Origin of the sequence: Erwinia sp. E_sp_B01_1, assembly GCF_036865545.1 — a bacterium.
In the GTDB taxonomy this organism is placed as follows: domain Bacteria; phylum Pseudomonadota; class Gammaproteobacteria; order Enterobacterales; family Enterobacteriaceae; genus Erwinia.
Window position 1 is genome coordinate 833448 of sequence record NZ_CP142208.1, and the last position, 25527, is coordinate 858974.

At 54.5% G+C, this 25527-nt stretch carries 23 protein-coding genes and 1 pseudogene; 20 read left to right on the forward strand and 4 right to left on the reverse strand.

What is annotated here, in order from left to right:
• Window positions 1-431: 431 nt before the first annotated feature.
• From mraZ to lpxC, 16 genes and pseudogenes are all read left to right on the forward strand, one after another.
• A complete protein-coding gene (mraZ, locus tag VRC33_RS03945; RefSeq protein ID WP_338561052.1) occupies window positions 432-890 on the forward strand; it encodes a division/cell wall cluster transcriptional repressor MraZ in 459 nt (152 codons plus the stop codon).
• A gap of 2 nt (window positions 891-892) precedes the next feature.
• Window positions 893-1833: pseudogene (gene rsmH, locus VRC33_RS03950) on the forward strand (16S rRNA (cytosine(1402)-N(4))-methyltransferase RsmH).
• A complete protein-coding gene (gene ftsL, locus VRC33_RS03955; RefSeq protein ID WP_338561054.1) occupies window positions 1830-2150 on the forward strand; it encodes a cell division protein FtsL in 321 nt (106 codons plus the stop codon). Before rsmH ends, ftsL begins: the two are co-directional and overlap by 4 nt.
• Before the next feature lie 8 nt (window positions 2151-2158).
• Window positions 2159-3931 (forward strand): peptidoglycan glycosyltransferase FtsI, encoded by a 1773-nt coding sequence (locus tag VRC33_RS03960; RefSeq protein ID WP_338561057.1) that lies wholly within the window; start codon window positions 2159-2161, stop codon window positions 3929-3931.
• Complete coding sequence (gene murE, locus VRC33_RS03965) at window positions 3918-5405, forward strand: UDP-N-acetylmuramoyl-L-alanyl-D-glutamate--2,6-diaminopimelate ligase (protein ID WP_338561060.1); 1488 nt, start codon at window positions 3918-3920, stop codon at window positions 5403-5405. The genes VRC33_RS03960 and murE overlap by 14 nt, the downstream gene beginning before the upstream one ends.
• The gene (gene murF, locus VRC33_RS03970; protein ID WP_338561062.1) at window positions 5402-6763 is read left to right on the forward strand and encodes a UDP-N-acetylmuramoyl-tripeptide--D-alanyl-D-alanine ligase; all 1362 of its coding nucleotides are present in this window, start codon (window positions 5402-5404) and stop codon (window positions 6761-6763) included. The genes murE and murF overlap by 4 nt, the downstream gene beginning before the upstream one ends.
• The gene (gene mraY / locus VRC33_RS03975; protein ID WP_338561064.1) at window positions 6757-7839 is read left to right on the forward strand and encodes a phospho-N-acetylmuramoyl-pentapeptide-transferase; all 1083 of its coding nucleotides are present in this window, start codon (window positions 6757-6759) and stop codon (window positions 7837-7839) included. The genes murF and mraY overlap by 7 nt, the downstream gene beginning before the upstream one ends.
• 2 nt (window positions 7840-7841) lie before the next feature.
• On the forward strand, window positions 7842-9158 hold the full coding sequence (murD, locus tag VRC33_RS03980; RefSeq protein ID WP_338561066.1) for a UDP-N-acetylmuramoyl-L-alanine--D-glutamate ligase: 1317 nt from the start codon (window positions 7842-7844) through the stop codon (window positions 9156-9158).
• On the forward strand, window positions 9158-10372 hold the full coding sequence (gene ftsW / locus VRC33_RS03985) for a cell division protein FtsW (protein ID WP_338561068.1): 1215 nt from the start codon (window positions 9158-9160) through the stop codon (window positions 10370-10372). The genes murD and ftsW overlap by 1 nt, the downstream gene beginning before the upstream one ends.
• On the forward strand, window positions 10369-11427 hold the full coding sequence (murG, locus tag VRC33_RS03990; RefSeq protein WP_338561071.1) for an undecaprenyldiphospho-muramoylpentapeptide beta-N-acetylglucosaminyltransferase: 1059 nt from the start codon (window positions 10369-10371) through the stop codon (window positions 11425-11427). Before ftsW ends, murG begins: the two co-directional genes overlap by 4 nt.
• Before the next feature lie 68 nt (window positions 11428-11495).
• Window positions 11496-12971: a UDP-N-acetylmuramate--L-alanine ligase gene (gene murC / locus VRC33_RS03995; protein WP_338561074.1), complete on the forward strand. Its 1476-nt coding sequence runs from the start codon at window positions 11496-11498 to the stop codon at window positions 12969-12971.
• Window positions 12964-13884 (forward strand): D-alanine--D-alanine ligase, encoded by a 921-nt coding sequence (locus VRC33_RS04000; protein WP_338561076.1) that lies wholly within the window; start codon window positions 12964-12966, stop codon window positions 13882-13884. The genes murC and VRC33_RS04000 overlap by 8 nt, the downstream gene beginning before the upstream one ends.
• A gap of 1 nt (window position 13885) precedes the next feature.
• A complete protein-coding gene (gene ftsQ, locus VRC33_RS04005; RefSeq protein WP_338561078.1) occupies window positions 13886-14725 on the forward strand; it encodes a cell division protein FtsQ in 840 nt (279 codons plus the stop codon).
• Window positions 14722-15978: a cell division protein FtsA gene (gene ftsA / locus VRC33_RS04010; RefSeq protein ID WP_338561080.1), complete on the forward strand. Its 1257-nt coding sequence runs from the start codon at window positions 14722-14724 to the stop codon at window positions 15976-15978. The genes ftsQ and ftsA overlap by 4 nt, the downstream gene beginning before the upstream one ends.
• 71 nt (window positions 15979-16049) lie before the next feature.
• Window positions 16050-17207, forward strand: coding sequence for a cell division protein FtsZ (gene ftsZ, locus VRC33_RS04015; protein WP_338561082.1), 1158 nt, complete (start codon window positions 16050-16052; stop codon window positions 17205-17207).
• A gap of 101 nt (window positions 17208-17308) precedes the next feature.
• On the forward strand, window positions 17309-18226 hold the full coding sequence (lpxC, locus tag VRC33_RS04020; protein ID WP_338561084.1) for a UDP-3-O-acyl-N-acetylglucosamine deacetylase: 918 nt from the start codon (window positions 17309-17311) through the stop codon (window positions 18224-18226).
• 7 nt (window positions 18227-18233) lie between these two features.
• Here the strand turns inward: lpxC and VRC33_RS04025 are convergent, their stop codons facing one another.
• The gene (locus VRC33_RS04025) at window positions 18234-18749 is read right to left on the reverse strand and encodes a DciA family protein (protein WP_338561086.1); all 516 of its coding nucleotides are present in this window, start codon (window positions 18747-18749) and stop codon (window positions 18234-18236) included.
• A 20-nt stretch (window positions 18750-18769) separates the two neighbouring features.
• On the opposite strand from VRC33_RS04025, the gene secM reads away from it, so the two are divergent.
• The 3 genes from secM (at window position 18770) to mutT (ending at window position 22559) form a co-directional block, all read left to right on the forward strand.
• Window positions 18770-19270, forward strand: a complete 501-nt coding sequence (secM, locus tag VRC33_RS04030) for a secA translation cis-regulator SecM (protein WP_338561088.1) — start codon at window positions 18770-18772, stop codon at window positions 19268-19270.
• 67 nt (window positions 19271-19337) lie between these two features.
• Window positions 19338-22043 carry a preprotein translocase subunit SecA gene (secA, locus tag VRC33_RS04035; protein ID WP_338576905.1) on the forward strand — a complete coding sequence of 902 codons (2706 nt, stop codon included), beginning with the start codon at window positions 19338-19340 and terminating at the stop codon, window positions 22041-22043.
• Window positions 22044-22163: 120 nt separating this feature from the next.
• Window positions 22164-22559 (forward strand): 8-oxo-dGTP diphosphatase MutT, encoded by a 396-nt coding sequence (gene mutT / locus VRC33_RS04040; RefSeq protein ID WP_338561090.1) that lies wholly within the window; start codon window positions 22164-22166, stop codon window positions 22557-22559.
• A gap of 32 nt (window positions 22560-22591) precedes the next feature.
• Here mutT and yacG read toward each other — a convergent pair whose 3' ends face one another.
• Genes yacG through coaE form a run of 3 tightly spaced genes read right to left on the reverse strand, consistent with a single transcriptional unit; the run spans window position 22592 to window position 24172 of the window.
• On the reverse strand, window positions 22592-22801 hold the full coding sequence (gene yacG, locus VRC33_RS04045; protein ID WP_338561092.1) for a DNA gyrase inhibitor YacG: 210 nt from the start codon (window positions 22799-22801) through the stop codon (window positions 22592-22594).
• 11 nt (window positions 22802-22812) lie between these two features.
• Complete coding sequence (gene zapD / locus VRC33_RS04050; protein WP_338561095.1) at window positions 22813-23556, reverse strand: cell division protein ZapD; 744 nt, start codon at window positions 23554-23556, stop codon at window positions 22813-22815.
• Between the two features lie 4 nt (window positions 23557-23560).
• Complete coding sequence (gene coaE, locus VRC33_RS04055; protein ID WP_338561097.1) at window positions 23561-24172, reverse strand: dephospho-CoA kinase; 612 nt, start codon at window positions 24170-24172, stop codon at window positions 23561-23563.
• Window positions 24173-24410: 238 nt separating this feature from the next.
• Between coaE and VRC33_RS04060 the strand changes: the two genes are divergently transcribed.
• The gene (locus VRC33_RS04060; protein ID WP_338561101.1) at window positions 24411-25451 is read left to right on the forward strand and encodes a GMP reductase; all 1041 of its coding nucleotides are present in this window, start codon (window positions 24411-24413) and stop codon (window positions 25449-25451) included.
• Window positions 25452-25527 lie beyond the last annotated feature (76 nt).

Here is a 25527-nt window from a genome sequence, read left to right on the forward strand (position 1 = left end):
AAATAAAAGTAAAGGCAAAACATCGCCGCTCTTATCATTTGCTGAATTTTCATGATAATTAAAAATTTACCTTGCCAGGCAAAACGGGTAGCTCAGGCCTGGCGCGACTGCGATGTCAATATGTTAGGAAATACCCTAAAATGCCCCTGAGGCTGCCGGGATCGGGGCGCAGATCTCAGCGCTTAAAATTGGCATATTTTTGAGCGATGTAATTTTGAAGCAAAATTTTCTGACGCTATTCATTAGTTTATTTTTGAATTCCTGACCTCACCGCGTTCTTTTTAACTCCTTCCAGGTTTTAACCGGCCCATAAATAATCCCTTTTGGCCTCCGGCGTCGCTTGACAATGTTTTCCTCCGCTCCGTAAACTCCGTCGGTGGGAATTTGTGGTTTAAAGTGGTGAACAAAGGTATTTGGGGGGTGAGGCTGGCATGTTCCGTGGAGCAACGTTAGTCAATCTCGACAGCAAGGGACGGCTCGCCGTACCTACGCGTTATCGCGAAATGCTGATTGGGGAATCTCAGGGGCAAATGGTCTGTACCATTGACCTCCACCAGACATGCCTGCTGCTTTATACCCTGCCCGAATGGGAAATTATTGAACGTAAACTGGCACGATTATCGAGCATGAATCCTGCAGAACGACGCGTACAGCGTCTGTTGCTGGGGCATGCCAGCGAATGCCAGATGGATAATGCAGGCCGTCTGCTGATAGCGACCACGCTACGTCAGCACGCGAACCTGACCAAAGAAGTGATGCTGGTTGGACAGTTCAACAAGTTTGAGCTGTGGGATGAACAGACCTGGTATCAACAAGTCAGGGAGGATATTGACGCAGAGCAGTCGACTCAGGAACCCTTATCTGAGCGTTTGCAGGATTTGTCATTATAGCTATGCAGGAAAATTTCAAACATACCACGGTGCTGTTAGATGAAGCGGTCAATGGCCTCAACATCAAACCGGACGGCATCTATCTTGATGGCACCTTTGGCAGGGGTGGACATTCACGCCTGATCCTCTCTCAGTTGGGAGAGAAAGGGCATCTTTACGCCATCGATCGTGATCCACAAGCGATTGCCGCTGCCGCAGAGATTACAGATCCACGCTTTACCATTATTCATGGCCCTTTTTCAGCGCTGGCTGACTACGCCGAAGAGCGCGGTCTTACCGGCAAGATCGACGGCATTCTGCTGGATCTTGGCGTCTCATCGCCACAGCTGGATGATGCCGAACGCGGATTTTCATTTATGCGCGATGGCCCGCTGGATATGCGCATGGATCCCACCAGGGGTTATCCGCCTCGCAATGGCTGCTTCAGGCTGAAGAGAGCGATATCGCCTTTGTACTCAAGACCTTTGGTGAGGAGCGTTTTGCCAAACGCATTGCACGAGCCATCGTTGAACGCAACCGCGAGCAGCCGATGACCCGAACCAAAGAGCTGGCAGATGTGATCTACGCTGCGACACCGGTGAAAGACAAATTCAAGCACCCTGCGACCCGCAGTTTTCAGGCGATCCGTATCTGGGTGAACAGCGAACTGGAAGAGATTGAACAGGCGCTGAAAGGCGCGCTCAGTGCGCTGGCACCGGAAGGCCGTTTATCAGTGATAAGTTTCCATTCGCTTGAAGACCGTATCGTAAAACGCTTTATGCGCGAGCAGAGCCGTGGTCCACAGGTTCCGGCTGGCATCCCGATGACCGAAGCGCAGCTGAGCAAGCTTGGCGGTCGCCACCTGAAAGCACTGGGCAAGATGATGCCCGGCGATCGGGAAGTGGGCGAAAATCCCCGAGCACGCAGCTCTGTATTACGTATCGCTGAGAGGACGGCCTCATGATTGGCAACGAACGGCACAGTTTACCGGGTGTGATCGGCGGCGATCTTCTTCGCCACGGTAAAATCCCGTTAATTCTGGCCGTCGCCGTGCTGATTTCAGCCGTACTGGTGGTGACCACCGCGCATAAAACGCGCCTGCTCACCGCTCAGCGTGAACAGTTAGTACTGGAACGGGATGCGCTGGACATTGAATGGCGCAACCTGATCCTTGAAGAGAATGCCCTGGGCGACCATAGCCGGGTCGAAAGGACGGCAACCGAAAAACTGCAAATGCAGCATGTCGATCCATCGCAGGAAAACATTGTGGTTCAACCTTAAGAGACTGAATGAAACCCGCAAGCAAGACGCTGAAGTTAAAACGCAGTGAAGATCAGGCCAGCTTTGTCAGCTGGCGTTTTGCGTTGCTGTGCGGCTGTATTTTACTCGCGCTGGTTGGGCTGCTCTCGCGGGTGGCTTATCTTCAGGTTATCAACCCCGACAAGCTGGTACGGGAAGGGGATATGCGTTCTCTTCGCGTGCAGGCAGTGCCTACGGCGCGAGGTATGATTACCGACCGCGCGGGGCGACCTTTAGCGGTGAGCGTACCGGTTAACGCCATCTGGGCCGATCCGAAAGAACTCCATGATAAAGGCGGCATCACGCTCGACAGCCGCTGGAAAGCCCTCTCTGATGCCCTCTCTATTCCGCTTGACCAGCTGGCGGCCAGAATCAATGCCAATCCAAAAGGGCGTTTTGTCTACCTTGCCCGTCAGGTGAATCCGGCAATCGGCGACTACATCAAAAAACTCAAACTACCCGGCATTTTCCTGCGTGAAGAATCCCGCCGCTATTACCCGGCAGGTCAGGTCACTTCGCATTTGATTGGTTTTACCAATATTGATGGCCAGGGCATTGAAGGGGTTGAAAAAAGCTTTGATAAATGGCTGACCGGCCAGCCTGGTGAGCGAACAGTCCGTAAAGATCGTCATGGCCGGGTCATTGAAGATATCTCTTCCGTGGACAGTCGTGCAGCCCACAATCTGGCTTTGAGTATTGATGAGCGCTTGCAGGCCCTGGTCTACCGGGAACTCAACAATGCAGTGGCTTTCAATAAAGCTGAATCAGGCACGGCGGTGCTGGTTGATGTCAATACCGGCGAAGTGTTGGCGATGGCTAACAGCCCGGCCTATAACCCAAACAATCTCAGCGGTACCACCAAAGATGTCATGCGTAACCGCGCTATCACCGACATTTTCGAACCTGGCTCAACCGTTAAGCCGATGGTGGTGATGACCGCGCTGCAACACGGCGTGGTGAAAGAAAATAGCGTGCTGAATACCGTTCCGTATCGCGTAAATGGTCACGAAATCAAAGATGTGGCGCGATACAACGAGCTGACCCTGACCGGGGTTCTGCAGAAATCGAGTAACGTCGGTGTTTCAAAGCTGGCGTTAGCGATGCCATCCTCAGCGTTAGTAGATACTTACGCACGCTTTGGACTGGGAAAGGCGACCAATTTGGGGTTGGTCGGAGAAAGCAGTGGCTTATATCCTCAAAAACAACGGTGGTCTGACATAGAGAGGGCCACCTTCTCTTTCGGCTACGGGCTGATGGTAACGCCGTTACAGTTAGCGCGTGTCTATGCAACGGTTGGCAGCTACGGCGTTTATCGCCCGCTGTCGATCACCAAAGTTGATCCGCCCGTTTCGGGTCAGCGTGTGTTCCCTGAAGAGCTGGTTCGCACCGTAATGCACATGATGGAGAGCGTGGCTCTGCCCGGTGGCGGTGGGGTGAAAGCCGCCATCAAGGGATACCGCATTGCAATCAAAACCGGTACCGCGAAGAAAGTCGGTCCGGATGGACGTTACGTCAATAAATACATTGCTTATACCGCAGGTGTGGCACCTGCAAGCCGTCCCCGTTTTGCCCTGGTGGTGGTTATCAACGATCCTCAGGCCGGTAAATATTACGGCGGTGCAGTTTCTGCGCCGGTGTTTGGCGCCATTATGGGCGGTGTATTACGCACCATGAACATCGAACCTGATGCGCTTCCCCCAAGCCAGGGTGACAAAAGCGAGATGGTAGAAAACAGAAGAGAGGGATCCAGTGACCGATCGTAGCCTGCGCGACTTACTGGCCCCGTGGGTGCCTGGTGCACCTGAACGGGCGTTACGTGAAATGATTCTGGACAGCCGCGTCGCGGCGTCCGGCGATCTGTTTGTCGCCATTAAAGGTCATGCAGTTGATGGCCGCCACTTTATTTCACAAGCTATCGCCCAGGGCGTAGCGGCAGTCATTGCTGACGCAGAAGGCGAAGCTGAAGATGGTCAGATCGTCGGGAAACACGGTGTGCCCGTTATCTATCTGGCACAGCTTTCCCAGCGTCTCTCTGCGCTGGCTGGCCGTTTCTATCAGCAGCCTGGCGAAAAACTCAGGCTGATTGGGGTGACCGGGACCAACGGTAAAACCACCACCACCCAGTTGCTGGCGCAATGGGGCCAGCTGCTGGGGGAAACCGGCGCAGTGATGGGAACCGTAGGCAATGGCCTTTATGGTCAACTGGTGCCCACAGACAATACCACGGGTTCTGCCGTTGAAATTCAGCAAACGCTGAACTCGCTGGTAGAAGAGGGCGCGACCCTTGCGGCGATGGAAATTTCTTCTCACGGTCTGATTCAGCACCGTGTGGCGGCCCTGCCCTTTGCGGCCGCTGCCTTTACCAACCTGAGCCGTGACCATCTGGATTACCACGGTGATATGACGCGCTATGAAGCCGCGAAATGGCTGTTATTTTCCGAGCATATGGTCGGCCAGGCAATTGTGAACGCCGATGATGAGGTTGGCCGTCGCTGGCTACAGAAGCTGCCAGATGCGGTTGCGGTGACGATGGAGAATAATCTTCAGCCCGAATGCCGTGGGCGCTGGCTGAAAGCGACTCAGGTGGATTATCACGATAATGGCGCCAGCGTCCGTTTTGAATCCAGTTGGGGTGAGGGCGAAATCGAGAGTCGCCTGATGGGCGCATTCAACGTCAGCAACCTGCTGGTAGCGCTGGGAACCTTACTGGCGCTGGGCTATCCTCTGGCTTCGCTGATCGCCACGGGTAATCAGCTCCAGCCCGTAACCGGCCGTATGGAAGTATTCAGTGCCCCAGGCAAACCTGCCGTAGTGGTGGATTATGCTCATACGCCAGATGCGCTGGAAAAAGCATTGCAGGCTGCCCGTCTGCACTGCAAAGGCAAACTGTGGTGTGTCTTCGGCTGCGGCGGCGATCGCGATAAAGGTAAGCGCCCACTAATGGGCGCTATTGCTGAACAGTTTTCAGACGTGGTGGTGATCACCGATGACAATCCGCGCAGTGAAGATCCTGCTGCCATTGTTGAGGATGTGCTGAGCGGGCTTCTTGATGCGGGCCGCGCACGCGTAGTACCGGGGCGTGCACAGGCGGTTACTAACACCGTGATGCAGGCGCAGGAAGGGGACATCGTTCTGGTCGCAGGCAAAGGCCACGAAGACTATCAAATTATCGGCAACCGCCGTCTGGATTACTCAGACCGCACCACGGTTGCCCGTTTGCTGGGGGTGCTGGCATGATCGCCTTATCCCTGAAAACCCTGGCCGAAATCACCGGCGGCAAACTCTTTGGTGGCGATCTCTCCATCGCAGAAGTCACCACGGATACGCGTAAAGCCACTGCTGGCTGCCTGTTTGTTGCCCTGAAGGGTGAGCGTTTTGACGCCCATGATTTTGTCGCTGATGCGTTAACAGCCGGTTCGGCAGCTTTATTAGTGAGTAAGCACTTACCTGTTGCCGTTCCCCAGGTGGTGGTGGCAGATACCCGCATTGCCCTGGGTCAGCTGGCTGGCTGGGTGCGTCAACACGCTTCTGCCCGTGTGGTTGCCCTGACAGGCTCCTCCGGTAAAACGTCGGTGAAGGAGATGACGGCTGCCATTCTTCGTGAATGTGGCGAAACGCTCTACACCGCAGGCAACCTGAATAATGACATTGGTGTGCCGCTGACCCTGCTGCGTCTTACGGAGCAACACCGCTATGCGGTCATTGAACTGGGCGCCAATCATCAGGGTGAAATCGCCTGGACCACGGATATCACCCGTCCCGAAACTGCGCTGGTAAACAATCTGGCGGCAGCCCATCTGGAAGGTTTTGGTTCGCTGGCTGGCGTGGCAAAAGCTAAAGGTGAAATTTTCCAGGGCCTGCCGGTTAACGGCACGGCAATCCTGAACGCGGACAGCAATGACTGGCCACACTGGCAGCAGGTTCTGCACAGCAAAAAGGTCTGGCGTTTCTCCTCTGATCCCCAGGCGGACAGCAACTTCACTGCTACTGACATTAAAGTTACCAGCACCGGCACGGACTTCATGATGATCACCCCGGCGGGCAGCGTGGCAATCCATCTGCCTCTGCCGGGGCGTCACAACATCGCGAATGCCCTGGCTGCGGCCGCACTGGCATTGTCGGTTGAGGCGCCACTAAGCGCTATCCAGAAAGGGTTAACTCATCTTAAAGCGGTCCCGGGGAGACTTTTCCCGGTGCTGCTGGCTGAAAACAAACTGCTGCTGGATGACAGCTATAACGCGAACGTAGGTTCCATGACCGCTGCTGCTCAGGTGCTGTCAGAAATGCCGGGCTACAGAGTCATGGTCGTGGGCGATATGGCAGAGCTGGGCGATGAGGCGCAGGAGTGCCATCGCGAAGTGGGCGAGGCCGCTCGTCTGGCCGGCATTGATAAAGTACTGAGCACAGGAACGCTGAGCAGGTTAATCAGCGAGGCCAGCGGAGTGGGCGAACATCTTACCGATAAGGCTGCTGTCACGGCCCGTCTTCAGGCACTGCTTACTGAGCATCCTGTTATCACGATTTTAGTTAAAGGTTCACGTAGTGCCGCCATGGAGCAGGTAGTACAGAGCTTACAGGAGAATGGAACATGTTAGTCTGGCTGGCCGAGCATCTGGTCACTTTTTATTCTGGCTTTAACGTCTTTTCCTATCTGACGTTTCGCGCCATTGTCAGCCTGCTGACCGCCCTGTTTATCTCACTGTGGATGGGGCCGCGTATGATCGCCCGTCTGCAGGAAATGTCTTTTGGTCAGGTCGTTCGTAACGACGGCCCTGAATCCCATTTCAGCAAACGCGGTACGCCAACTATGGGCGGCGTGATGATCCTGTTTTCAATCACCGTGTCGGTGCTGATGTGGGCCTATCCGTCAAACCCTTATGTCTGGTGCGTGCTGGTAGTGCTGGTGGGCTTTGGCATCATCGGTTTTGTCGACGATTACCGCAAAGTTGTGCGTAAAGATACCAAAGGCCTGATCGCCCGCTGGAAGTATTTCTGGATGTCGGTGATCTCGCTGGGCGTCGCCTTTGCGTTATACATCGCCGGCAAAGGCACGCCAGCTACTGAGCTGGTCGTGCCTTTCTTCAAAGATGTTATGCCACAGCTGGGCTTGTTCTACGTGGTGCTGGCCTACTTCGTGATTGTAGGCACGGGCAACGCTGTGAACCTGACCGATGGTCTGGATGGTCTGGCGATTATGCCAACGGTGTTTGTGGCTGCAGGCTTTGCGCTGGTGGCCTGGGCTACCGGTAACGTTAAGTTTGCCGAATATCTGCATATCCCTTATCTGCGTCACGCCGGTGAGCTGGTGATTGTCTGTACCGCTATCGTGGGCGCGGGTCTTGGCTTCCTGTGGTTCAACACTTACCCGGCTCAGGTCTTTATGGGTGATGTGGGTTCACTGGCTCTGGGCGGCGCGCTTGGGACTATCGCTGTGCTGCTGCGTCAGGAGTTCCTGCTGGTGATTATGGGCGGCGTGTTCGTTGTTGAGACGCTCTCGGTGATCCTGCAGGTTGGCTCGTTTAAATTACGCGGTCAGCGCATTTTCCGTATGGCGCCAATTCATCACCATTACGAACTTAAAGGCTGGCCGGAACCGCGCGTGATCGTGCGCTTCTGGATTATTTCTCTGATGCTGGTGCTGATTGGCCTGGCAACGCTGAAGGTGCGGTAATAATGGCTGACTATCAGGGTAAAAAAGTCGTCATCATCGGATTGGGCCTTACCGGACTCTCCTGTGTTGATTTCTTTTTAGCGCGCGGCGTTACGCCCCGCGTGATGGATACCCGTGTCTCCCCGCCAGGCCTGGATAAATTGCCTGAAAGCGTTGAGCGCTGGCTGGGGTCGCTGAATGAAAGCTGGCTGCTGGATGCTGACCTGATTGTGGCCAGCCCCGGTATGGCGCTGGCGCATCCGTTCCTGAGCGAAGCCGCTGCAGCGGGCGTTGAAATTGTTGGCGACATCGAACTGTTTTGTCGTGAGGCTCAGGCACCGGTGGTAGCCATCACCGGCTCCAACGGCAAAAGCACGGTGACCACGCTGGTAGGCGAGATGGCCAGGGCAGCGGGCTTGCAGGTTGGCGTTGGCGGCAACATTGGTCTTCCGGCACTGATGCTGCTTGAGCAAGCGGCTGAATTGTATGTGCTTGAACTCTCCAGTTTCCAGCTTGAGACCACCAGCAGCCTGAAAGCGGCAGCGGCCACGGTGCTGAACGTCACTGAAGATCATATGGATCGCTATCCGCTGGGAATGCAGCAATACCGGGCAGCAAAGCTGCGCGTGTATGAACAGGCCGCAGTCTGCGTGGTGAATGCCGATGACACACTGACCCTGCCACTGCGTGGCGTGGATCCCCGCTGCATCAGCTTTGGCGTGGATGCCGGTGATTATCATCTCAGCACGCAGTCCGGCGAAAGCTGGCTGAATGTGCGCGGCGAAAATGTGCTGAAGACCAGCGAAATGACGCTGGTAGGCCAGCACAATTTCACTAACGCTCTTGCGGCACTGGCGCTGGCTGAAGCGGTTAACATCCCTCTGGCTTCCAGCCTGCAAACCTTAACCACCTTTACCGGTCTGGCACATCGCTTCCAGATCGCGCTGGATCGGAACGGCGTGCGCTGGATCAATGACTCCAAAGCGACCAATGTCGGCAGCACAGAGGCCGCATTAAACGGTCTTCAGGTGCAGGGCACCTTGTGGCTGCTGCTGGGCGGTGACGGTAAGTCGGCGGATTTCAGCCCGCTGACGCGTTATCTGCAGGGTGACAACATCCGTACTTACTGCTTCGGCCAGGACGGGGAAGCTCTTGCTGCGCTGCGCCCGGATATTGCGGTACGGACCGAAACGCTGGCAGAAGCGATGACGCAGATTGCCAGCCAGGTTAAGCCAGGCGACATGGTTTTGCTCTCACCGGCCTGTGCCAGCCTGGACCAGTTTAAAAACTTTGAGCAGCGCGGTGACGCGTTTACGCAACTGGCGAAGGAGCTGGGCTGATGCATATTCCTGGTATAAACCTTGCTGGCGGTATCGCGAATCGTCTGAAAGAGTGGGTGATGGGCCCACGTGAGAGCGACGAAAGCTCAATGGTTCTTTATGATCGCACGCTGTTTTGGCTGACCATCGGCCTGGCAATCGTGGGATTTGTGATGGTGACCTCGGCATCCATGCCGGTGGGCCAGCGTTTGTCTGATGACCCGTTCTACTTTGCCAAGCGTGACGCCTTCTATATTGTGCTGGCGCTCGGCATGGCACTGGTCACTTTGCGGGTGCCGATGGCTTTCTGGCAGCGCTACAGCAATATCATGCTGATGGTGACGGTAGCCATGCTGCTGATTGTACTGGTTGTGGGGAGTTCGGTTAACGGTGCATCCCGCTGGATTGCGCTGGGGCCATTACGTATTCAGCCTGCTGAGCTTTCGAAGCTCTCCCTGTTCTGTTACCTGGCAAGCTACCTGGTGCGCAAGGTTGATGAGGTACGTAACAACTTTTGGGGATTCTGTAAGCCGATGGGCGTGATGGTGGTGCTGGCCGTGCTGCTGCTGGCTCAGCCTGACCTGGGAACCGTGGTGGTGCTGTTTGTCACCACGCTGGCGATGCTGTTCCTGGCGGGTGCCAAGCTCTGGCAGTTCCTGGCCATTATCGGCTCCGGCATCTTCGCTGTGTGTTTGCTGATTGTTGCTGAACCTTATCGTATGCGCCGTGTGACCTCTTTCTGGAACCCGTGGGAAGATCCCTTCGGCAGTGGCTACCAGTTAACCCAGTCCCTGATGGCGTTTGGCCGCGGTGAGTTTTGGGGCCAGGGGTTAGGCAACTCCGTGCAGAAACTGGAATATTTACCCGAGGCACACACCGACTTTATCTTCTCGATCATTGGTGAGGAGCTGGGTTATATCGGTGTGGTTTTAGCCCTGTTAATGGTATTCTTCGTCGCTTTTCGCGCGATGTCCATTGGCCGTCGTGCGCTTGAGCTCGACCAGCGTTTTGCGGGCTTCCTGGGCTGCTCAATCGGCGTGTGGTTTAGCTTCCAGGCGCTGGTCAATGTGGGCGCCGCAGCGGGTATGCTGCCGACCAAAGGTCTGACGCTGCCCCTGATCAGTTACGGTGGTTCGAGTCTGATCATTATGTCGACCGCTATCGTATTTTTGTTACGTATTGATTATGAAACACGTCTGGCAAAAGCGCAGGCGTTTACGCGAGGTAGTCGATGAAAGGGAAGCGACTGATGGTGATGGCTGGCGGCACCGGTGGGCACGTCTTCCCCGGGCTGGCGGTTGCACACCATCTTATGGCTCAGGGCTGGCAGGTTCGCTGGTTAGGTACCGCAGACCGGATGGAAGCCGACCTGGTTCCTGAACATGGCATCGACATCGATTTTATCCGCATCACCGGGCTGCGGGGCAAAGGCCTCCGCGCGCAACTGACCGCGCCACTGCGTATTTTCAACGCAGTTCGTCAGGCCAGAGCGATTATGAAAGCCTGGAAGCCAGATGTGGTGTTGGGTATGGGCGGTTACGTTTCAGGCCCGGGTGGCCTGGCGGCCTGGAGTTGTGGCATTCCGGTGGTGCTGCATGAGCAGAACGGTATTGCCGGGCTGACCAACAAGTGGCTGGCAAAGATTGCCAAAAAGGTGATGCAGGCATTTCCGGGTGCCTTCCCCGATGCGGAAGTGGTGGGAAACCCGGTAAGAACAGATGTACTGGCCCTGCCTTTACCGGAACAGCGTCTGGCTGACCGTAGCGGCCCCATTCGCGTGCTGGTCATTGGTGGAAGCCAGGGGGCTCGCGTACTGAACCAGACGATGCCTCAGGTTGCTGCAAAACTTGGTGAGGCGATCACCCTCTGGCATCAGGTAGGGAAGGGCGCACTGGAAGAGGTAAACCAGGCCTATGCCCAGGTCAGTCAGACGCAGCACAAAGTGACCGAATTTATTAGTGATATGGCTGCGGCTTATGCCTGGGCTGATGTGGTGGTTTGTCGTTCAGGCGCACTGACCGTAAGTGAAGTTGCTGCCGCAGGTTTACCGGCAATTTTTGTGCCGTTTCAGCATAAAGATCGCCAGCAATACTGGAATGCGCTGCCGCTGGAAAAAGCGGGCGCGGCCAAAATTTATGAGCAGCCGCAGTTTACTGCGGACGTAGTGGCAGAGACGCTGACCCGCTGGGATCGCCCAACTTTACTGCAAATGGCAGCAAAAGCTCGTGCAGTGGCGATCCCGGATGCAACCGATCGCGTAGCGGCGGAAGTCAGCAAGGCTGCGCTGTAAAAGAATTTTCAGGGCCGATAACGATCGACCCGCAACCAGGTACTTACGGGTACTGACAGGCAGAAGAGATGAATACACAACAACTGGCAAAACTGCGTACTATCGTGCCCGAGATGCGTCGCGTCCGGCACATCCACTTTGTCGGCATCGGCGGTGCTGGCATGGGCGGTATTGCCGAAGTGTTGGCCAACGAAGGCTATGAAATCAGCGGTTCAGATCTGGCACCCAATGCGGTAACCCAACATCTGAGCAAGCTTGGTGCGACCATCTATTTTAACCATCGCCCTGAGAACGTTGCTGACGTAAGCGTAGTGGTGGTTTCCACTGCGGTATCCCAGGATAACCCTGAGATTATTGCCGCGCGTGAAGCGCGTATCCCGGTTATTCGCCGTGCAGAAATGCTGGCTGAACTGATGCGTTTCCGCCACGGTATCGCCGTAGCGGGTACCCACGGGAAAACCACCACCACCGCAATGCTCTCAAGTATTTATGCAGAAGGTGGACTGGATCCAACTTTCGTTAATGGCGGGCTGGTTAAAGCGGCAGGTACCCATGCACGTCTGGGCAGCAGCCGTTATCTGATTGCTGAAGCGGATGAGAGCGATGCCTCGTTCCTGCATCTTCAGCCGATGGTGGCGATTGTCACCAACATCGAAGCCGACCATATGGACACCTACCAGGGCGATTTCGAAAACCTGAAGCAGACATTTATCAACTTCCTGCACAATCTGCCGTTTTATGGCCGTGCGGTGCTCTGTGTTGATGATGTGGTGATCCGTGACTTGATCCCGCGCGTGGGGCGTCAAATCACCACTTATGGCTTCAGCGAAGACGCCGATGTGCGGATTGCAAGCTACGAGCAGCATGGCGCTCAGGGGCACTTCACCCTGGCACGCCATGATAAGCCGCTGATGCATGTCACCCTGAACGCGCCTGGCCGCCATAACGCCCTTAATGCAGCAGCCGCGGTAGCGGTGGCTACGGAAGAGGGCGTTGAGGATGAAGAGATCCTGAGCGCGCTTGAAAGCTTCCAGGGAACGGGACGTCGTTTTGACTTCCTGGGCGAGTACCCGGTGAAAAAGGTGGATGGTACGCAGGGCTCCGCATTGCTGGTAGATGACTATGGCCATCACCCAACGGAAGTGGATGCCACCATTAAAGCCGCTCGTGCAGGCTGGCCGGACAAGCAGCTGGTGATGATTTTCCAGCCGCATCGCTACACCCGAACCCGCGATCTCTATGACGACTTCGCAAACGTGTTGTCGCAGGTGGATGTTCTGCTGATGCTGGATGTTTACTCCGCTGGCGAAACGGCGATTCCGGGAGCAGACAGCCGTTCACTCTGCCGGACTATCCGGGGACGTGGCAAAGTCGATCCCATTCTGGTCTCCGACCACGACGCTGTACTGGATATGCTGGCGCCCAAGCTCTCTGGCAACGATTTAATTCTCGTCCAGGGCGCAGGGAACGTAGGGCGTATCGCCCGCACGCTGTCAGAACAAAAGTTACAACCGCTGAATAAAGAAGGGGATCATCATGGCTGAGAAAGTAGCCGTATTGCTGGGTGGTACCTCAGCGGAGCGCGAAGTGTCACTGATGTCTGGTAATGCCGTGCTGGCCGGGCTGATTGAAGCCGGTATTGACGCGCATGCTGTTGATATACGTGATTTTCCGGTCATGCGCCTGAAAGATGAAGGCTTTGATAAAGCCTTTATCGCCCTGCATGGTCGCGGTGGTGAAGACGGTACGCTGCAAGGGGTGCTGGAGTTTTTATCCATTCCTTATACCGGCAGCGGCGTGATGGCTTCCGCCATCACTATGGACAAGCTTCGCACAAAACTTCTGTGGCAGGGGTGTGGCCTGCCGATATCTCCCTATGTGGCTGTCACCCGTCTGGAGATGGACCAGGGCTTGAGTGCCGAAACGGAAGCAAAAATTGTGGCGCTGGGTCTGCCTGTGTTTGTCAAACCCAGCAGCGAAGGCTCCAGCGTAGGCATCAGCCGTGTTAACGAAGCGGGCTCGCTTCAGGCGGCGTTGACCGAAGCTTTCCGTCATGATGACGAAGTGCTGGTAGAAGCCTTCCTCAGTGGCCCGGAGTACACCGTAGCGGTAGTTGGCGACGAAATACTGCCTTCGATTCGCATTCAGACCGTTTCTGAGTTTTATGACTACGAAGCAAAATACTTTTCTGATGAGACGGAATATTTCTGCCCAAGCGGTCTGACCGCAGAGCAGGAAGCTGAACTCAGTGAGATCGTTATCAAAGCCTGGCGCGCCCTTGGATGCAGTGGCTGGGGACGCGTCGATGTCATGATGGGCGGTGACGGCCAGTTCTATCTGCTGGAAGTGAACACCTCCCCTGGTATGACGGGCCACAGCCTGGTCCCAATGGCGGGTAAGCAAGCGGGTATGAGCTTCTCACAGCTGGTAGCGCGCATTCTGGAGCTGGCCGACTGATATGTCACAGGCCGCTCTGAATGTCCGAAACCGTGAAGCGCAGGAAAAAGCGCGTACCGGGCGCAGCAATGGTTCACGCCTGGCGGGCATCGTCTTTCTGATGATGGTGCTTGGTGTGATGCTCGCCGGGGGTTTTGTGGTGGTGAAGTGGATGAATGATGCCTCAAGGCTGCCGCTCTCGAAGCTGGTAGTGACCGGGCAGACGCACTACACCACCGATGATGATATCCGACAGGCTATCCTCTCCCTGGGCGAACCGGGCACGTTTATGTCGCAGGACGTTGACGTTATCCAACAGCAGATTGAACGTCTGCCGTGGATCCAGCAGGTCAGCGTACGTAAACAGTGGCCCGATGAACTGAAAATTCACCTGGTAGAGTATGTGCCTGTTGCACGCTGGAACGATCTGCATATGGTTGATGCAGATGGGAAATCATTCACCGTGCCGGCCAATCACATTGGCAAACAAGAGATGCCGATGTTGTATGGTCCGGAAGGCAACGAAAAAGAGGTCCTGGCCGGTTATCACCAGATGAGCGACTTACTGGCGGCCAGCAAATTTAAATTGAAGGTGGCGTCGATGACCGCCAGGCGCTCCTGGCAACTGGTATTGAGCGATGATGTTCGTCTGGAACTGGGACGCAACGAAGATATGAAACGGCTAAAACGTTTCACCCAGCTCTATCCCACGTTGCAACAGCAGGCGCAGGCAGAAAACAAGCGTATCAGTTACGTGGATTTGCGGTACGACTCTGGCGCGGCAGTAGGATGGGCACCGGCAGAAATTAAGACCTCCGACAGTAATCAGCAACAGAATCAGGCACAGGTTAAACAACAATGATCAAGTCGACGGACAGAAAACTGGTAGTTGGACTCGAGATTGGCACCGCGAAGGTTGCCGCTTTGGTAGGGGAAATTCTGCCCGATGGCATGGTCAACATCATTGGTGTGGGCAGTTGCCCATCCCGTGGGATGGATAAAGGCGGTGTGAACGATCTGGAATCGGTGGTGAAGTGCGTTCAGCGCGCCATCGATCAGGCAGAACTGATGGCTGACTGCCAGATTTCCTCGGTCTACCTTGCATTATCGGGAAAACACATCAGTTGCCAGAACGAAATAGGGATGGTTCCTATTTCCGAAGAGGAAGTGACCCAGGAAGATGTGGAGAACGTGGTACACACCGCAAAATCCGTCCGTGTTCGTGATGAACACCGCATCCTCCATGTTATCCCGCAGGAATATGCGATCGACTATCAGGAAGGGATCAAAAATCCGGTTGGCCTGTCCGGCGTGCGGATGCAGGCAAAGGTACATTTGATCACCTGTCACAACGATATGGCTAAAAACATTGTCAAAGCTGTTGAACGTTGTGGCCTGAAAGTTGACCAATTGATTTTCGCCGGTCTGGCATCAAGTTTTGCCGTGCTGACGGAAGATGAACGTGAGCTGGGTGTCTGCGTTGTGGACGTCGGCGGTGGCACAATGGACATTGCGGTCTACACTGGGGGCGCACTGCGCCACACCAAGGTGATCCCTTATGCTGGCAACGTGGTGACCAGCGATATCGCTTATGCCTTCGGGACGCCTCCAACGGATGCTGAAGCGATTAAAGTTCGTCATGGCTGTGCGCTGGGTTCGATCGTCGGAAAAGATGAGAACGTCGAAGTTCCAAGCGTGGGAGGACGACCTCCGCGAAGCCTGCAACGTCAGACACTGGCTGAAGTTATTGAGCCTCGTTATACCGAGCTGCTGAATCTGGTCAATGACGAGATTCTGCACCTGCAGGAACAGCTGCGTCAGCAGGGCGTGAAGCATCACCTGGCGGCAGGTATCGTCCTGACCGGCGGCGCGGCACAGATTGAAGGATTGGCGGCTTGTGCCCAGCGTGTTTTCCACACGCAGGTACGTATTGGCCAGCCGCTGAACATTACCGGATTAACGGATTATGCGCAGGAGCCGTACTACTCAACAGCGGTTGGCTTGCTGCACTACGGAAAAGAGTCACACCTTAACGGTGAGGCTGATGTAGAAAAAAGAGCCTCAGTGGGCAACTGGTTCAAACGAATCAACAGCTGGCTGAGAAAAGAGTTTTAATTTTGAGTAAAGGGGATCATGCTAGACTTATTTATGATCTCCAGGCGACCGGCACATAACGGAGAGAAATTATGTTTGAACCAATGGAATTAACAAATGACGCGGTGATTAAAGTCATCGGCGTCGGCGGCGGCGGCGGCAATGCTGTTGAGCATATGGTGCGCGAACGCATCGAAGGCGTGGAGTTTTTCGCGGTAAACACCGACGCTCAGGCGTTGCGTAAAACCGCAGTTGGCCAGACTATCCAGATTGGTAACGGCATCACCAAAGGTTTAGGTGCTGGTGCAAATCCGGAAGTGGGTCGTAACTCTGCTGAAGAAGACCGTGAAGCACTGCGTCAGGCACTGGAAGGTGCAGACATGGTGTTTATTGCTGCCGGCATGGGCGGCGGTACCGGTACCGGTGCTGCGCCAGTTGTGGCTGAAGTGGCAAAAGATTTAGGTATCCTGACGGTTGCTGTGGTAACCAAGCCTTTCAATTTCGAAGGCAAAAAGCGCATGGCGTTTGCCGAGCAGGGTATTGCTGAGCTCTCCAAGCATGTCGACTCTTTGATCACTATTCCAAACGACAAGCTGCTGAAAGTGCTTGGCCGTGGCATCTCTCTGCTGGACGCGTTCGGCGCAGCCAACGACGTGCTGAAAGGCGCGGTACAGGGTATTGCAGAACTGATTACCCGTCCTGGCCTGATGAACGTCGACTTTGCTGACGTGCGCACCGTGATGTCCGAAATGGGCTACGCGATGATGGGTTCAGGCGTGGCCTGTGGTGAAGACCGCGCAGAAGAAGCGGCTGAAATGGCGATTTCCAGCCCACTGCTGGAAGATATCGACCTTTCAGGGGCTCGTGGCGTGCTGGTTAACATCACGGCTGGCTTCGACCTGCGTCTGGATGAGTTTGAAACTGTGGGTAACACCATCCGTGCGTTTGCTTCCGACAATGCGACCGTAGTTATCGGTACCTCGCTGGACCCGGAAATGAACGACGAACTGCGTGTGACCGTTGTTGCCACCGGTATTGGTATGGACAAACGTCCAGAAATCACCCTGGTAACCAACAAACAGCAGCAGACTCAGCCAGTGATGGATCACCGCTACCAGCAGCACGGTATGGCGCCTTTACCTCAGGAGCAGAAACCTGCGGCTAAAGTGGTCAACGATCAGGGCCAGCCAACGAACAAAGAGCCTGACTATCTGGATATTCCGGCCTTCCTGCGTAAGCAGGCGGATTAAGAATTTCCTGAGAATTAGGAATCTCCGCTCTTTGTGCTAAAATGTTCGCCCGTCAGTAAGTTATACTGGCGGTCGGATGAGTAATTTTGCGAGATAATGCGATGATCAAACAACGGACATTAAAACGTATTGTTCAGACGACTGGTGTCGGTTTACATACCGGCAAGAAAGTCACGCTGACGTTACGCCCTGCGCCGGCTAATACCGGGGTCATCTATCGCCGCACTGACTTGAATCCTCCGGTTGATTTCCCGGCTGATGCCAAATCCGTGCGTGATACCATGCTCTGTACTTGCCTGGTCAACGAGCATGACGTGCGTATTTCGACAGTCGAACACCTGAACGCCGCCTTAGCGGGTCTGGGGATTGATAATATTGTGGTGGAAGTGAACGCGCCTGAAATTCCTATTATGGATGGCAGCGCCGCCCCCTTTATCTATCTGCTGATGGACGCAGGCATTGAAGAACTGAACAGCGCGAAGAAGTTTGTCCGCATCAAACAGCCTGTCCGGGTTGAAGATGGTGACAAATGGGCTGAACTGAGACCGCATAACGGGTTTACGTTGGATTTCACTATCGACTTTAAACACCCGGCTATCGACGCCAGTTCGCAACGCTACAGCATGGATTTTTCTGCTGAAGCCTTTGCCCGTCAGCTCAGCCGCGCCCGCACCTTCGGCTTCATGCGTGATATCGAAGCGTTGCAGTCCCGTGGTCTCTGCCTGGGTGGCAGTTTCGATTGTGCAATCGTGGTGGATGACTACCGCGTATTGAACGAAGACGGTTTACGCTTTGAAGACGAGTTCGTGCGTCACAAAATGCTGGATGCAATCGGCGATTTGTTCATGTGTGGGCATAACATCATTGGTGCGTTTACCGCATTCAAAGGTGGCCACGCGTTAAACAACAAGCTGCTGCAGGCGGTGTTGGCTAAGCAGGAAGCCTGGGAATGGGCAACCTTTGAAGATGAAGCCGAATTGCCGGTCACCTTCAGGGCGCCAAACCTGGTTCTGGCGTAAGTCAGAACTACTTATTACGACTGGTTGAGCTGGTACTCTCTCCGGCCAGCGAGGCCAGTCGTTCTATTATTCTCTTCAATTTTTCAGGGCTACGGCTCGCCACACTTCGCAGTATCTCCGCACTTTGTTCACTTAACTGACGCCCCGGCGAATTTTCCTTTTCTTCTGACTGACTGCCGCTTTTTTGCACGTTTTCCTGACCAATTGCGGCCAGCGTGGGATTAATGGTGATGTCGATTGCCGTCAATGATGGTAATATTTGCGCTCGTAAAGCTGACAGCAGACTGGATTGTTCATAGCGTAAGCGCATCATCCAACTGGCATTAGCGGTTTCGAGCACCAGAATGCCCTGGCGGAAATTTGCCACGCGGCACCAGGGATGCATCTGGGCGGGAAGAATTCCCTGCACGGCACGATTCAGTTTATTAAGCGCTATGGCGCGCTGCTGAATTGACTGCAGCATGCCCTGGCCTTCGGTAGCTTCGAATAAATTTTCAATTGATTGCGGGCGACTATCACGCATAGCAGGCTCCGGCGGAAACAGTGATCGGTATTCTAAATCGTTGGCGACAATTTGGCAGACGTTATTTCTGGCCGCATCTCCTGTTGGGGATGGTCGCGGCTGGTCTTGGCCTGCCTCACGCTGCCAGCGACCGCACAACCTTACCAGAAACCGCCTCGCGAAGCCTGAATATCAGCAGTGGGGTACGTTTCGACAGCCTCGCACTGCTTCAGGAAAGCACCCGCCGATCTAATTTTAACGTGGATTACTGGCATCAGCATGCCATTCGTACCGTAATCCGCCATCTCTCTTTCTCGCTGAAGCCCGCCAGTCTTCCCACCGCAGAGCAGGTTTTACCGCTTGAAGTGCAGAAACTGGCGCTGCTGGATACGCTTAACGCCCTGCTAACGCACGAGGCCAGACCGCCAGCTATTGTCCGTCAAACGGCATCGCGTCAACCCGCAGCAAAAGCCCGTCATCAGACTGGCCTGTGGCTGGCTCAGGTCCGCGGTATTCGTGCCGGGCCTGCTTCTCTCGCCTGACTAAGTAATCAAACCCATTCTAATTAAGTGCTTCACCACGTCTGGTGACTGAGAGAAAGTATTTACTATGTTAATCAAATTATTAACCAAAGTTTTTGGTAGCAGTAACGACCGTACGCTGCGCCGCATGCGCAAATCCGTCGAGCTAATCAACAAGATGGAGCCGGATTTCGAAAAGCTTTCCGATGAGGAACTGAAAGCTAAAACGGGTGAGTTTCGCGCCCGCCTTGAGAAAGGCGAAGTGCTGGAAAACCTTATTCCGGAAGCCTTTGCTACCGTGCGTGAAGCCAGTAAGCGTGTGTTTGGTATGCGTCACTTTGATGTACAGCTGCTGGGCGGGATGGTACTGAACGATCGTTGTATCGCTGAGATGCGTACAGGTGAAGGTAAAACCCTGACTGCAACGCTGCCTGCCTATCTGAATGCGCTAAGCGGCAAAGGTGTTCACGTGGTTACCGTGAATGACTATTTGGCTCAACGTGATGCTGAAAACAACCGCGGTCTGTTCGAATTCCTTGGACTGAGCATTGGTATCAACCTGCCAGGTATGCCTTCTCCAGCCAAGCGCGAAGCCTATGCTGCTGACATTACCTACGGCACCAACAACGAATATGGTTTTGACTACCTGCGTGACAACATGGCTTTCAGCCCTGAAGATCGCGTCCAGCGTAAGCTGAACTACGCGCTGGTGGATGAGGTTGACTCCATCCTGATCGATGAAGCCCGTACACCGCTGATCATCTCTGGTCCTGCGGAAGACAGCTCTGAACTCTATATCAAAGTCAACAAAATCATCCCAAGCCTGATCCGTCAGGAAAAAGAAGATTCCGACACCTTCCAGGGTGAAGGTCACTTCTCCGTGGATGAAAAAGCCCGTCAGGTTCACCTGACCGAGCGTGGCCTGGTTGCTATCGAAGAGCTGATGGTTAGCGAAGGCATTATGGACGAAGGCGAGTCACTGTACTCACCGGGTAACATCATGATGATGCACCACGTGACGGCTGCGCTGCGTTCCCACGTGCTGTTTACCCGCGACGTCGACTACATCGTAAAAGATGGCGAAGTGATCATCGTGGATGAACATACCGGTCGTACCATGCAGGGACGTCGCTGGTCTGATGGTTTGCATCAGGCTGTGGAAGCGAAAGAAGGCGTGGAAATTCAGAATGAAAACCAGACGCTGGCTTCCATTACCTTCCAGAACTACTTCCGTCTCTACAACAAACTCGCCGGCATGACCGGTACTGCAGATACTGAAGCGTTCGAATTCAGCTCTATCTATAAGCTGGAAACCATCGTGGTGCCTACTAACCGTCCAATGGTGCGTAAGGATCATGCGGATCTGGTTTACATGAGCGAGAGCGAAAAGATCGATGCGATCATCGAAGATATCCGTGAACGTACCGCCAACGGTCAGCCAGTGCTGGTGGGGACTATCTCGATTGAAAAATCCGAAGTGGTCTCTGAAAGATTGTCCGCTGCCGGAATTAAGCATGAAGTTCTGAACGCCAAATTCCACGCCCGTGAAGCAGACATCGTTGCACAGGCAGGACAGCCCGCTGCTGTAACCATCGCGACTAACATGGCCGGTCGTGGTACCGATATCGTGCTGGGCGGAAGCTGGCAGGCAGAGATTGCCCAGATTGAAGACCCAACCGCTGAGCAGATTGATGCCATCAAGAGTGCCTGGAAAATCCGTCATGATGCGGTTCTGGCTTCAGGTGGTCTGCACATCATTGGTACAGAGCGTCATGAATCCCGTCGTATTGATAACCAGCTTCGTGGTCGTTCCGGACGTCAGGGTGACAACGGTTCATCCCGCTTCTATCTGTCGATGGAAGATGCCCTGATGCGTATCTTCGCCTCCGATCGCGTCTCTAACATGATGCGTAAACTGGGTATGAAGCCTGGTGAAGCGATTGAGCACCCGTGGGTGACCAAGGCGATTGCTAACGCACAGCGCAAAGTGGAAAGCCGCAACTTTGATATTCGTAAGCAGCTGCTGGAATACGATGATGTGGCTAATGACCAGCGTCGCGCTATCTATACCCAGCGTAACGAACTGCTGGATGTGTCCGACGTCTCTGAAACCATCAGCAGCATCCGTGACGACGTATTTAAAACCACCATTGATACCTATATTCCACCTCAGTCTCTGGAAGAGATGTGGGATGTTGCCGGTCTGGAAGAGCGTCTGAAAAACGATTTCGACCTGGATATGCCGATCGCTGAGTGGCTGGATAAAGAGCCAGAATTGCACGAAGAAACGCTGCGTGAACGTATCATGGAGCAGGCTAAAGAGCAGTATCAGCGTAAAGAAGAAGTGGTTGGCGTTGAGATGATGCGCAACTTTGAGAAGGGCGTGATGCTGCAAACGCTGGACTCATTGTGGAAAGAGCATCTGGCCGCTATGGATTACCTGCGTCAGGGTATTCACCTGCGTGGATATGCGCAGAAAGATCCCAAGCAGGAATACAAGCGTGAATCCTTCGCCATGTTTGCCGCCATGCTGGAATCACTGAAATATGAAGTGATCAGCACCCTGTGCAAAGTGCAGGTACGTATGCCTGAAGAAGTGGAAGCGATGGAAGAGCAGCGTCGTGAGGAGTCCGAGCGTCTGGCACAGCAACAGCAGTTGAGCCATGTGGATACCGAAACCGAAGCGGCTATTGCTCTGGCGGATCAGACAGGCGAGCGAAAAGTAGGACGTAACGATCCCTGCCCCTGCGGTTCTGGAAAAAAATTCAAACAATGTCACGGGCGTCTGGCGTAACGGCAGGCAGTGACTGATAAAGGGCCGGAGAGATTCTCCGGCCCTTTTTTTTATCTGCCTTGCCATTGCCGGCGAGGACTGGAATAGTGGCGGGATGTCAGGATTTCAGAGTGAACATCAATGAAGCAGTTGCAGGTGGCAGTGGGCATTATCCGCGACCAGGATCGGAACATTTTTCTGGCGCAACGGTCGGCCAGCTCACATATGGCGAATATGTGGGAGTTTCCGGGCGGCAAGATTGAGGCGGGTGAAACAGCAGAGCAGGCGCTAAAGCGCGAGCTGCATGAGGAAACAGGTATTGAGGTTGAGCACGCTGTGCCTTGGGGCAGGGGTGAGCATGTCGACAGCAACTTCCACGTGACTTTGCACTTCTTTATCGTTGACCGCTGGCAGGGAGAACCCTGGGGTCGCGAAGGTCAACCTCAACGCTGGGTCCCTCAGCATGAGTTAGTCGCTGAAGAGTTCCCTCCCGCTAATGCGAAAATCGTTCAGCAACTGTTAGCAGAAGTGCTGTAAAAACCTTCCCGCCCCTTGAGGCGGGAGTTTTTTTAATCCCGGTGAGGATCCAGCTCGCTCCACTCGTCACTGTCGGAAAGATCGCCACGGCTGGCAATACGTTTCTCTTCTGCCGCCCACTCACCTAAATCAATCAGCTGGCAACGCTTACTGCAAAAGGGGCGCCACGGGCTGAGCTCATCCCAGATCACTTCTTTAGCGCACTGGGGACAGTTTACTGTTATCACATCATCTTTATTCATCAGGTAAAACCTTAGCAACAGGCAAGTTCAAAATCCAGGCGGGCCGGTACTTCACCACGTTCACTGTCTAACGGCAGAAAACGAATAGCATAGCGGCTCTTGTGTCCGGAAACCTGCGGGTAGAGAGAGTCGTCCAGCGACAGCTGCAGGCGAAGCAATTCAGCGCCTTCGGCGTTATCCTGGAAAAAGCCGTTCAGGCTGGTCTGGCGGCGGAACACGCCGGACTGACGGATCAAATCGAGAAGCAGGGTCAGCGCATCGCGTATTGGCGTTAATGAATCCATCCAGACTTTCACCTGAGCATCACGCTGCTCCTGCTCAATGTGCAGCCAGATATGCAACGTAGGGAGATCGAAACTGCAACAGCCGCCGGGAATACTCAAACGCTGACGGACCAGACCAATCAGCCGATCTTCACGCATTAACTGGCCCATCCGTGGCGCCGCCATCAGCGTACTGGAGCAGGCCTTCAGGCGATCGCGCAGGGTGTGCACAACGTCCATATCGACACCAGGCACCTCTTCCCAGGCACGGAGTTTCTGCTGCTGTTTTTCCAGCTCTTTCACTATCTCAGTACGCAGCTCACCCCGTTCAAACACATCCAGCAGTTCTGCCGCGTTGCGGAAAAAGGTCAGCGCGCTCAGTGAGTCGGTGATGGTGCTGCTGCTTTCAATCTGTTGAGTTAAAAATTCAATTCGCAGCCAGGTCCGCATCTTTTCATTCAGCGGATATTCAAATAAAACGGTTGTACTCATGCTTTTAATCCTGGTCAATGGCCCCGGCCAGCTGACGATAGTGCTGGTCCAGCAGGGCTACGCGCGCGGCCACTGACTCTGGTGGCCCGCCGTTATCAATAATGTCGTCCGCCACGGCCAGTCGCTGCTCGCGTGTTGCCTGGGCGGCCAGAATATTTTCCGCCTGTTCGCGGCTGATGCCATCCCTGGTCAGGGTGCGTCTTAGCTGGGTCTCACGATCCACATCGACGACCAGCACCCGGTTCGCCAGGTGCTGTAGATTATTCTCCACCAGCAGCGGTACCACCCACAAACACCATACGGAGTCTGTCTGCGCGAGCTGACGGCGTGTTTCGGCCTGAATAAGGGGATGCAGCAGGGCATTAAGCCAGGCTTTATCTTCACCCGAAGTGAAAATGTGCTGACGCAATGCTTTACGATCGAGCGTGCCGTCACCCTGCAGGATGCGTCCGCCAAATTTCTCGCGGATAGCGTCAAGAGCAGGCTGGCCTGGTTCAACGACCTGACGGGCAATGACATCAGCATCGACGATATTCACGCCTCTCTCTGCGAAGGCATTCGCGATGGTGGTTTTTCCGCTGCCGATCCCTCCGGTCAGCGCAACAGTATAACGCATAAGCCCCATATCTCATGGCTCTGATGTGAGTGCCGTCGGTATCGCGTCGATTTGACGGGTCGTCTACGGGCTTAAAAAATGAGGCACGGATCACAAGAGCGAATAGCGGATAAATTTACCTGAGTGTAGCGTAAATAAACCTGTTTTCGCACTCTTGCCCCGGCGATTTTAGTGCGTATGATAGCGTCACTGGAGCTGGCACCTGCTAACTATTGCGCCATCAACCAGGAAACCTATCATGCGTATTGAAGTAGATATCAAATTAGGCTTTAAAGATGTGCTTATCCGGCCAAAGCGTTCAACGCTGAAAAGCCGGTCTCAGGTTGAACTTACCCGTCAGTTTACCTTTAAACACTCCGGTGTTGCCTGGTCAGGCGTACCGATCATTGCCGCCAATATGGATACCGTGGGTACCTTTACCATGGCCGAAGCGCTGGCCTCTTTCGATGTGCTTACCGCAGTACACAAACATTACAGCGTTGAGCAATGGCGGCAGTTTATCGCCCGCGTGCCGGAAAGCGTGCTGAGACATGTGATGGTTTCTACCGGTACCTCGGATGCTGACTTCATTAAAATGAAAGAGATTCTGGCACTTTCTCCTGCCCTGAACTTCATCTGTATCGACGTAGCCAATGGGTATTCAGAACATTTTGTGGAGTTTCTGCAACGTGCCCGCGAAGCCTGCCCTGATAAAACCATCTGCGCTGGCAACGTGGTGACCGGAGAGATGGTTGAAGAACTCATCCTGTCTGGTGCCGACATCGTGAAGGTGGGTATTGGCCCCGGCTCGGTCTGCACCACCAGGGTAAAAACCGGCGTAGGCTACCCTCAGCTCTCTGCGGTGATCGAATGTGCCGATGCCGCTCATGGGCTGGGCGGGCAGATCGTCAGTGATGGGGGCTGTTCCGTGCCGGGCGACGTCGCCAAGGCGTTCGGCGGCGGTGCCGATTTTGTGATGCTCGGCGGAATGCTTGCCGCGCATGATGAATGTGAAGGTACAGTGGTCGAAGAAAATGGTGAGGAGTTTATGCTGTTTTACGGTATGAGTTCTGAGTCCGCGATGAAACGACATGTTGGTGGGGTAGCCGGTTACCGCGCCGCAGAGGGCAAAACCGTTAAGCTTCCTGTCCGTGGGCCAGTTGAACATACGGCGCGCGATATTTTGGGCGGCCTGCGTTCCGCCTGTACCTATGTCGGTGCAGAACGCCTGAAAGAGCTGACCAAACGCACCACGTTTATTCGTGTGGCCGAGCAGGAAAACCGCGTCTTTAACCGCTAATCAGCGCAAGCCCATCGTCACCCGGACGGTGGGCTTTCTAACTGATTAACCGGGCAGGACCGGTACCAATAGCCAC